This is a genomic window from Vibrio sp. 1249-1 (assembly GCF_033340495.1).
Window position 1 is genome coordinate 1 of record NZ_JAWOWJ010000114.1, and the last position, 1,112, is coordinate 1,112.

The window sequence follows — 1,112 nt, forward strand, 5'->3', positions numbered from 1 at the left end:
TTGCAATACCTAGGCGCAAGCGAGCGCCTTGAGTTGGCAAAATCGAACTTAGAAGATCAACGACGTACACTCGACCTCGTCGGAAAAGTCGTGCGCAGCGGCTACGGTTCTGATCTCGATTTAGCCCAAGCAAAGGCCACGCTTGCGGCAATGGAATCGCTCGTTCCGCAGTTAGAGATTGCCCAACAAGCGCACAAACATCGTTTAGCAGTATTGCTTGGTGAGCCGCTAACGCAAGTCGAAATCCGTCTGTCTAAGCAACATAGTGTACCTGTCATGCAAGACATGGTGCCGGTCGGTTTACCTTCCGATCTGTTGAAACGTCGTACCGATATTCGCTTAGCCGAGCGCGAAATGGCCGCGCTCAATGAAGAGTTAGCAGCAAGCGTTGCTGATCAATATCCGAAGTTCTTTTTGACGGGCGCTCCGGGGTTGTCGGCGTCAAGCTTTGACGATCTCTTCAGTAGCGATTCTTTCGGTTGGATGGGTGCGGCTGGCGTAAGCTGGAACTTGTTCGATGGGGGGCGTGGCGAGGCGATTGAAGCCATCAACCAAGCGCGTTTTGATTCGGCGACATTGTCTTATCAACATACGGTCGAGGCGGCTTTAGCAGAAACCGAATCCACACTGTTTGCTTATGGTCGCAGCCAAGAAAGTCAGCGCCGAATCGATGATGCATTGAAAGCCACCAATAACGCCGTCAACAAAGCCAAGTCACTGTACCGAGCAGGCTTGATTGATCACTTATCAGTTTTAGATGCGCAACGTCAGCAACGCATGATGCAAGATCAGCAAGTCGCGGCAAAGTTACAAACCGCACAAGCTACGATTGCGCTCTACAAATCACTTGGTGGTGATTGGACGCTACAACCAGAAGCACAACCCGAAACGAATGCCAAAGGTTAGGTTTCTTACAAGCCTCACACCTTTGCATCATAACGGATGCCGTTAAATCGGTTAAAAAGAGGCCACTTAGTTTGTGAGGCAAATATTTCTACCCCCTATACCCTCTCTCGGTTGTATAATGCCGGCTCTGAAATATTTTGTTACGTTACTTCGGTAACCCCTGGATTACAACATGAACAACAGCAGATGGGTCGGCTTGCTCGGCG

The 1,112-nt window shown here is 50.1% G+C and carries 1 protein-coding gene; it reads left to right on the top strand.

Annotation, left to right across the window (positions count from 1 at the left end; translation table 11 throughout):
• Positions 1–906, top strand: a 906-nt coding sequence (locus R7Z50_RS24640) for a TolC family protein (protein WP_318149369.1), incomplete at its 5' end; no start/stop codon positions are given.
• Between the last annotated feature and the right edge of the window lie 206 nt (positions 907–1,112).